The sequence below is a fragment of the Blautia sp. MSJ-9 genome (genome assembly GCF_018919065.1).
GTDB lineage: Bacteria > Bacillota > Clostridia > Lachnospirales > Lachnospiraceae > Blautia_A.
In genome coordinates, this window is record NZ_JAHLQG010000053.1 from 91606 (window position 1) to 100214 (window position 8609).

The 8609-nt window shown below is 40.9% G+C and carries 6 protein-coding genes, 7 tRNA genes and 1 rRNA gene; all 14 read right to left on the reverse strand.

Features of this window, described 5'->3' with window-relative positions; genetic code table 11:
* Positions 1–28 precede the first annotated feature (28 nt).
* Complete coding sequence (locus KQI87_RS15250) at positions 29–1468, reverse strand: glycoside hydrolase family 32 protein (RefSeq protein ID WP_216460856.1); 1440 nt, start codon at positions 1466–1468, stop codon at positions 29–31.
* Positions 1465–3465 (reverse strand): PTS beta-glucoside transporter subunit IIBCA, encoded by a 2001-nt coding sequence (locus KQI87_RS15255; RefSeq protein ID WP_216460857.1) that lies wholly within the window; start codon positions 3463–3465, stop codon positions 1465–1467. Before KQI87_RS15255 ends, KQI87_RS15250 begins: the two co-directional genes overlap by 4 nt.
* A gap of 388 nt (positions 3466–3853) precedes the next feature.
* Positions 3854–4843 (reverse strand): LacI family DNA-binding transcriptional regulator, encoded by a 990-nt coding sequence (locus KQI87_RS15260; protein ID WP_216460858.1) that lies wholly within the window; start codon positions 4841–4843, stop codon positions 3854–3856.
* A gap of 310 nt (positions 4844–5153) precedes the next feature.
* On the reverse strand, positions 5154–6023 hold the full coding sequence (locus KQI87_RS15265; protein ID WP_216460859.1) for a M23 family metallopeptidase: 870 nt from the start codon (positions 6021–6023) through the stop codon (positions 5154–5156).
* Between the two features lie 61 nt (positions 6024–6084).
* Positions 6085–6915, reverse strand: a complete 831-nt coding sequence (locus KQI87_RS15270) for a SpoIID/LytB domain-containing protein (protein WP_216460860.1) — start codon at positions 6913–6915, stop codon at positions 6085–6087.
* A 160-nt stretch (positions 6916–7075) separates the two neighbouring features.
* Complete coding sequence (locus tag KQI87_RS15275; protein WP_216460861.1) at positions 7076–7441, reverse strand: hypothetical protein; 366 nt, start codon at positions 7439–7441, stop codon at positions 7076–7078.
* 242 nt (positions 7442–7683) lie between these two features.
* Positions 7684–7756, reverse strand: a tRNA-Lys gene (locus tag KQI87_RS15280).
* 28 nt (positions 7757–7784) lie between these two features.
* Positions 7785–7857: transfer RNA gene (locus KQI87_RS15285), tRNA-Phe, on the reverse strand.
* Positions 7858–7861: 4 nt separating this feature from the next.
* Positions 7862–7935 (reverse strand) — tRNA-Met (locus KQI87_RS15290).
* 13 nt (positions 7936–7948) lie between these two features.
* Positions 7949–8021, reverse strand: a tRNA-Thr gene (locus tag KQI87_RS15295).
* Between the two features lie 17 nt (positions 8022–8038).
* A tRNA-Tyr gene (locus tag KQI87_RS15300) sits at positions 8039–8120 on the reverse strand.
* A gap of 5 nt (positions 8121–8125) precedes the next feature.
* Positions 8126–8198, reverse strand: a tRNA-Val gene (locus KQI87_RS15305).
* A gap of 43 nt (positions 8199–8241) precedes the next feature.
* Positions 8242–8315 (reverse strand) — tRNA-Asp (locus KQI87_RS15310).
* A 72-nt stretch (positions 8316–8387) separates the two neighbouring features.
* Positions 8388–8609 (reverse strand): 23S ribosomal RNA (locus tag KQI87_RS15315); the annotation flags it as partial.

Below are 8609 nucleotides of genomic sequence, written 5' to 3' on the forward strand. Positions count from 1 at the left end.
CCACCTGCTTTATTATACGTTTATTTTCCTATTTTGTGAATATCATTTTTCGGAGGTTCCAGAGATTTCCCTTAAATTTTCCACCAAGAATCTTTAACTGAAGATCCTCACGATCCGGATAATATCTTGTAGAAAAAACAGTCTCTCCATCATTCAGGTAGATTTCTGCTGCCGAAGTGTCTGCAAGAAGTCTGATATTCTTCAGCTCACCAATCTTTGCCTTTCGTTTCGACCTTCCTGCACCTGCAATTCCGGAAAAGCCAATCTCCGCAACTCCATCTTCATATTTAAAAATCATCTGTCCGCCCATACTGATCTTGAAGCTGCTGCCCGTCATAACGATCTCATCAAGTACCAGGTCAAACCCTTCATTTACTTCCACACGAATCTCTACGATTGATTTCTCATCATGAAGAACTGTCTTCTCTTTTCGAAGACCTTCCAGTTCTTTTGCAGGAGCCTGGAGAATTTTTCCGTCACGTACCGTTAATTCTCTTGGAACAGTGAGACAATGCTGCCATCCTTCATCAATAGTCTTATTCACATATTCTTCATCTGCATCCGGCATTCCCATCCAGCCGATAAGAAGCCGTCTGCCCTTATTATCTGTGAACGTCTGTGGCGCATAGAAATCAAATCCCATATCCCATTCTCTGAAGTCATTCACATCTACAGAGCCATCTTCCTTCATCGGAAAATATCCGGACTGATAGATATTCTGAAAACGATACTCTTCACGACTCAGCCCCTGTGGAGAAACAGACAGGAACTTCTGTCCATCCAGTTCAAAATAATCCGGACATTCCCACATATAACCGAATACCTCCGGCGTAGTGATCACACGTTCCTGTTTCCAGTCTCTTAAATCCTCTGATTCATATACCAGAACTGCTCCTTTATCCTCTTTGAGACGTCCGCCCAGAACCATCTTATATCTGTCATTCTCCTTCCAGACCTTTGGATCTCGGATATGGCAGGTAAAATCCTCCGGATATTTCTCAAAGGAAATAACCTCTTCTTTATCGCTGAAATGAACTCCGTCTTCACTCTCTACATGAAGGGTGCTTGTCTCCCTTCCCTCATTAATGTAATCATAATCACCATCAATCTTTACATTGCCTGTAAAAAACAGATGCATTTTATCCTGATCAATCAGTGAAGACCCGGAATATACCCCATGACAGTCATAGGAGGAATCCGGATAAAGAGCTGTCCCTTCATACTTCCAGTCAAGCAGATCCTCGCTTGTATAATGTCCCCAGAACTTCAGTCCACCTTCCACATCAAAAGGTGCATACTGGAAGAACACATGATATCTGCCCTTGTACCAGCATAATCCATTCGGATCATTTAACCATCCCACCGGAGGCATCAGATGATGCCCAAGGCGGAATCTTCCTTCCTTCATATTTGCATTCTTTTCAATCTGTGATACATTTCTCTCAAGAACTTTTGTTAAATTACTCATTCTTTCACAATCTCCAATACTTTATCTGCAGGTGTTACCGGACCTTCATGTAAGGCTTTCACATCTCTGTAATCGTCTGTGTTTGTTACAATAAGCGGAGTAGTTACATCATATCCTGCTTCTTTGATCTTATCCATATCAAAGGATATGAGAAGCTGTCCCTTCTTTACACGATCACCGTCTTTTACATGAGCTGTGTAATATTTTCCACCCAGTTCTACAGTATTGATACCGATATGGATCAGAAGTTCCATACCGCTTTCTGTACTTAAACCAACTGCATGTTTGGTGTCAAAAACGGTCTCAACCGTTGCATCACACGGAGCAACTACTTCACCCTTAGCCGGATTTACAGCAATTCCTTTTCCTAGAACTTCAGAAGCAAATGTTGCATCATTTACCTGAGAAAGTGGAATTGCAGTTCCATCTAATGCACTGTAGAGTACGAAATCATCTGCGCCGCCTGCTGTTTTTTCTGTTTCAGAAGCTGTTTTGTTTTCATCTGTTGCTGTAGCATTTTCATCACTTACCACAGAATTTTTTTGCCCTTCAATACTCTCTGCTTTTACAGCATCTTCACTCTTATCTTCATTTTTTACAGCTTTACTCTCTGCTGCCACATCTTTATATCCAAACAGCCATGTCAGTACAAATGCTACGCCAAATGCAATCACAAACATCAGAATATAAGATACCGGGTTGTTCAGGCAAAGCAGAATTCCGAAAATACCGGTTACGCCAGTTCCTGTAGCGCCCAGTCCTGTAATAGATGCAAACAGCGCACCAACTGCACCGCCGACACAGCCCATTACAAAAGGTTTTCCGAAACGAAGGTTTACACCGAAAATTGCCGGTTCTGTAATTCCCATGCATGCACTTAATGCAGACGGAACTGCCATGGATTTAATCTTCTGATCTTTAGTCTTAAGTGCTACTGCAAGTGTAGCACCGCCCTGTGAGATATTTGCTGCAGATGCAAGCGGCAGCCAGTAAGTAACTCCAAACTTGGAAATCTGTCCAAGGTCAATGATCGTGTACATATGATGTACACCGGCCACAACTGTCGGAGCATAAAAAGCACCCATAATAAAACTTCCAATACCGAACGGCAATGCGATCAGCCACTGGATTCCATTCAGAAGTCCGTTCTCAACGGCTACGAAGATCGGTCCGATAATGGATAATGTCAGGTAACCTGTTACAAATACACTTACAAGCGGAGTAACAAACAGGTCGAACATTGCAGGTACAACCTTGTGAAGCCTCTTCTCAATCTGTGCAAGTACCCACACAGCAATGATAACTGGGATAACATGTCCCTGATAACCAACCATGTCAATCGAATAAAGTCCAAACCATACTTTCTGAGTTACCTGAACCCCTTCTGTTGCAACTGTCCATGCATTCTGCAGGTTTGGATGAATCATGATCATACCGATAACCGCACCCAGATATGGATTAGCGCCAAACACTTTTGCACCGCTGTATGCGATCAGGATTGGCAGGAATGTGTACGCCGTATTACTGAAAAGCTGCGCAAAAGTATAAATAGAGCCGCTGGTATCAATATTCAGGAAACCATTATTTACCATGAAATTCAGCGCTTCCATGATTCCCATAAGGAAACCACTTGCAACAATAGCCGGAATGATCGGCACAAAAATATCTCCAAGAGTCTTAATCAGTCTCTGTACAGGATTTGCTCTGGAAGCTGCAACTTTCTTCAGATCCTCCTTGCTGCTCTCAGAAACTCCTGCAATCTGGATGAACTCATCATATACTTTATTCACAACACCGGTTCCCAGAATGATCTGCATCTGTCCCTGTGCAAAGAAAACGCCTTTAACGCCTTCAATGTTCTCAACATATTCCTTGTCTGCCTTCGAGTTGTCACCAATAACCAGTCGAAGACGTGTGGCACAATGAGCTGCGGAAATAATGTTCTCTTTTTTACCGATATGGTCATATATTTCCTGAGCTGTCTTTCTATAATCCATAATATCCTCCTTCTTATTTATGTAATCGTTCCCACATTTATATACACTATTTGTTTTATGTATATATGGTTATTTTACTGTTAATATACATTTATGTGTGTTCTTTGTATGGAATCGTTCTCATATGTTGTTTTCATTATATCCGTCAGATTTTCATTTGTAAATATGTAACTTAGCACAAATATTTTGTCGCATTTTTATACATAATATCCAAAACAGGTTTTATCTATTAAATGGATGTTCGCAATTGAAGCAGGATTCTCCAACGCAAAGTGATCCTAACCAAAGTTTTTTTCTATGTCATTAAAATATTACGGAATAATTTTCTAAGACATAAAAAGAGCTAAGATTTTTCACCTGTTTCGTGAATTCTTAGCTCTCTTCTCATTTATCTGCTCCTGTGAGACTCTCTCATTACCACCTTACATCCCATCTTAATTTCTTTATGTATCGATACATTCTCCGCCTCCATCAGCTCTACCAACATCTTTGCAGACTCCATTCCGCTCGTTTTATAATAGAAATGTACTGTTGTCAACTTCGGCTCTATAATTTTTCCCAGAGAACTATCTCCCATACCGGCAACCTGAACCTGCTCCGGAATCCGGTATCCATTCTTCTTTAACCAGCTCACTGCTCCAACTGCCATAGTATCCGTTGCACAGATAAGTGTATCAATATCCGGATGTTCGCCAAACAGTTCTCCTGCTTTTTCATATCCCGATTCCAATGTAAAATCACCACATTTCACATATTCACTGCCAAATTCAATCTTATTCTTACTAAGAATCTCTTCAACCCCGGACATTCTTTTTCTTCCAACAGCTTCATCTTTATCTGTAACTGTAATATATCCAAACTTGTTGCCAGTCTTTACCATCTGTTCTGTAAGCGTCATTGCCGCTTTCTGATCATCCTGAAAAATACATGGATACCCTTCCAGACGCTGTCCCAGCAAAACAATTGGCACTTTATACTCTTTGAGCATATCACGGTGCTGTTTCGTCAGGATTGTGGCAATGAAAATAACTCCATCTACCTGGTTATCCTTAAATAGTGAAAGATATTTCAACTCTTCTTCAATATTATTATTTGTATTCGCCAGGATTAGTTGATAGCCTTTTTTCGTAAGGATATCACTGATTCCGGCTACTTCTCTGCTGATCGTGTTGGAATCGATCTTCGGAAGAATCACCCCTACCAGTTTCGTCTTTTTGGTACGCAACATCTGTGCCTGTGAAGAGGGCTGATATCCGGTTTTTTCGATCACTTTGCGGATAATTTTCTTCTTCTCTTCACTAACATAGCCATTATTTAAATATCTGGATACCGTAGCCCTGGAGACCCCTGCCAGTTTCGCTATCTCGTTAATATTCATGCAAAAGCTCCTTTTCATGCTATTGATGTGATGTTTTTAGATACTGTTTCACATCGTTTCCTTCTGAAAGTATTTTCTACATTATACTACAGATATCCTTTAGGTTGCAAATGGCAAAACTTCTGTCCAAACGGACAAAATTCTCCGCCTCGATATGCGGCTCTATACCGAATAACTGATCCTCAGTTTATCAGGAGAAGCTTACACTCCTCCTGATACAAGTAAGTCCCCACCCACTGCTTATTGCTTTTCGCAATTGAGGCTGAAGCGTGTTTGATTCTAAGCAGAGAATCTATTTGATTCGATTGAATTACGGAAGATATGCAATTGGGTCGATTGGTTCTCCATCTTTCTTCATTTCGAAATAAAGATTCGTTCCTTCTGTACTGTAATATTTTGTTGGCTGTGCAATATATCCGATAGTTGTTCCTTTCTTTACTGTATCCCCTTCAGAAACAGTCAGATCTGTAAGCTGTCCGTAAACCGCCTGATATCCGTTTCCCAGCTCCATGGTCACGGTTGTACCAGTCTGTGCATCCTGTTCCACTGAATAAACTGTACCGTTTACTGCCGCAACTACCGGTGCTCCCTCTACTGCCCCAACTGCAATGGCAGGGTTTAATCTGTACTGATCCAGAGTTGGAAAATACGTAGTCTGATCCATACTGTAATCCAGCAGAATATTTCCATTTACCGGCCACTCCATTAATGTATCTTCTGAGAAATTTACTGTCGGCAGATTGATTGCAGATGCCGAAACATCCGTTGCTTCTCCTGCATCAGTATCCTCTACATCCGCTGATTCTCCATCTGTACTGTTAACATCACTGCTTTTATCCACATTCACAGATACTTCAGCTTTATTCTTATCCACAGTATTTTCATTCATATCCCCATTCGGGTTTACAAGTGTATTTCCATCTCCGGAAGTCATTTCCACATCATCCTGATTTTCCTCCTCCAGTGATGGTTGACTCTCTGATTCTGTCTGACTTATTCCATCCTCTCCAGCAAATATATCATCCGTATTTTCACTTTGAGCAGTATCTTGAGTTTGCTCCTTAGGTGCTTCCTCTTTAATCGGAGATGTACCTAACTGATATACAGTAATTCCTAATGCTGCTACAGCTGCCAGACCAACGGTATTGGCGATAATTCGCGTGACTCTGTTATTCATCATATTCCTTTCACCTCTATTTTCATCTTCATATCTATAGGGTGTCCAGAATTATTACATCTATTCAGAAAATTTCTGTAATCTCCTGAATTTCCATACTTGGAAAATAATACGCCAGAATTTCCTCTGCACTATTAGAATTTTTTGCCAGCTCATTCCCTCCGTACTGCGAAAATCCCATTCCATGTCCTCTTCCTTTGCATAAAAAACGCACCTGATTTCCAATATTCTGTATTGTAAAATTTGCAGAAGTAAGTCCCATACCTTTTCGAAAAGATTCACCTTCCAGCGTTTTCCCGTCAGCCAGAAGTTCTGTTACATATCCGGCGCTGTCTCTCTCCTTCACTTTCAATTCCTTTGGAAGTATCTTTTGATTTATGTATACACTGTTAAGATAATTTTTTGACTCTTTATCCACACTGCTTTGGACAGATTTTAAATAATCTTCCTCCTCACTGTGGAAAACTTCCCTGCCATCCCTTGTCTGTCCGGCACTTAACTCATGATAAGGAATTTGTTTTAGTTCTCCATCCCATGTCATAACCATCCCTTCTGTATCAGTCACTGCCTTTTCGTATTTTTCTTGCGAGACTGCAAGATATAAGGATTTTCCCTTCACTTCATTCCTGATTTCATTCAATACTTTTGAAAAACTATCCTGCTCCTGTATTTTTCTGCAAAAATTGGACCGTGCAATGATCGTCTGCGCTTTTATTGTTTCTAATTCATAAGTTTCTCCAATTTGCGATGCAACAATAACTGGTAAAATCATTTCCATATCAAATTTTCTGTTGACCAGAGTACTTTCTACACCGTTAAAAACAATCGTAATCAGATAAGGGATAAAAAACAGACAAAAGATTCCCGTTGTTCCGGGAAAAAAAGACTTTCTCATAATAAGACCATCCAGACGTACGGCCATGATTTCTCATAACCTCTTTCCTTTTAGTATATACATATAACTTTCTCTGTATGTACACTTTTAATCAAATCACTCTTTTGACTTCATTAAGAATATTTTCCTAACTTTTCTATCAGCTTATTAATACGGGGACTCACCCCGTATTAAAATATGCAGCTTTACTTATTCTATTCTGGATTCTTGGTTCATTCCAGTATATAATTTTATTTTTTTTGGTATTCCTTTTTTCTTTTGGATGCAGATCCGTCCTGTTTTTCTTAGAATCTGTATCTTTTACAATATATTCTGAGATCATTTTTGCTTTCGGAGTTTCATATACCAAACACATTCCCAGACTTTTCCATAATCTTCCCAAAAATCCGCTTCTTTTTACTGTGCGCTCATCACAGCTACCTGTGCATGCACTTTCTCTATCCTTTACAAATCCCATTACAAAGCAGGTAACAGCTGTCACAATCAGCTGAAAATAATTCTTCAGATTCTTTATCGAATTCTTCATAGAAACTCCTCCTGTTCTGCATTACATGATTTCATAATATTATACAGCCTGTCCACCGTTAAGACTGCGCACTTCCTACGGTTATCAGGTACTAATACTTTATGCAGAATGAATACCATTTTAGAACTAAAATCGAACTAAAAAATATCCTGCCTTGAGAGCTTTTTTATGTCATTAGAGCTTTACAAAGTAAATTCTTATAACACAAAAAAACTTCTGTGAAATTCACAGAAGTCATAAAGTGAAGCATCGGGGATTCGAACCCCGGACAACTTGATTAAAAGTCAAGTGCTCTACCGACTGAGCTAATGCTCCATATTCAATTGTCACTTTCCAAAGTGAATGCCCAGAGCCGGAATCGAACCAGCGACACGAGGATTTTCAGTCCTCTGCTCTACCAACTGAGCTATCTGGGCAAAATAGCGGGGACAGGATTTGAACCTATGACCTTCGGGTTATGAGCCCGACGAGCTTCCAGACTGCTCCACCCCGCGGTATTAATTTAAAAGCCGATGATCGGACTCGAACCGATAACCTGCTGATTACAAATCAGCTGCTCTGCCAATTGAGCCACATCGGCTTAGCTGTTAAGCTAAGTGGATGGAGAAGGATTCGAACCTTCGAAAGCGTTGCTAACAGATTTACAGTCTGCCCCCTTTGGCCACTCGGGAATCCATCCAAGTATGGAACCTATAGGGCTCGAACCTATGACCCTCTGCTTGTAAGGCAGATGCTCTCCCAGCTGAGCTAAGATTCCATATCCATATGCAATTTACTAAACATCGTTAGCTCATTGCTAACGACCCAGAAGAGACTCGAACTCTCGACCTCCGCCGTGACAGGGCGGCGCTCTAACCAACTGAGCCACTGGGCCATTAAAGGTTTTGCACCTTCAAAACTACATACATGTTGACATTTCCTTGAGATTCATTACTTCCTGCGATTCTTGGTCAAGCCCTCACCCGATTAGTAACAGTCAGCTCCATGCATTACTACACTTCCACCTCTGCCCTATCTACCTCGTCGTCTTCAAGGGGGTTTACTTCTTTCGAATGGGATATCTCATCTTAAGGGGGGCTTCACGCTTAGATGCCTTCAGCGTTTATCCCTTCCGGGCTTGGCTACTCGGCCGTAGACTTGGCAGTCTAACCGATGCACCAGCGGCCCG

Excerpts from the sequence above, each read along its gene's own strand:
- KQI87_RS15255 (WP_216460857.1), bottom strand. The coding sequence starts at position 3,465 with ATGGATTATAGAAAGACAGCTCAGGAAATATATGACCATATCGGTAAA.
- KQI87_RS15260 (WP_216460858.1), bottom strand. The coding sequence starts at position 4,843 with ATGAATATTAACGAGATAGCGAAACTGGCAGGGGTCTCCAGGGCTACG.
- KQI87_RS15270 (WP_216460860.1), bottom strand. The coding sequence starts at position 6,915 with ATGAGAAAGTCTTTTTTTCCCGGAACAACGGGAATCTTTTGTCTGTTT.
- KQI87_RS15275 (WP_216460861.1), bottom strand. The coding sequence starts at position 7,441 with ATGAAGAATTCGATAAAGAATCTGAAGAATTATTTTCAGCTGATTGTG.
- KQI87_RS15250 (WP_216460856.1), bottom strand. The coding sequence starts at position 1,468 with ATGAGTAATTTAACAAAAGTTCTTGAGAGAAATGTATCACAGATTGAA.
- KQI87_RS15265 (WP_216460859.1), bottom strand. The coding sequence starts at position 6,023 with ATGATGAATAACAGAGTCACGCGAATTATCGCCAATACCGTTGGTCTG.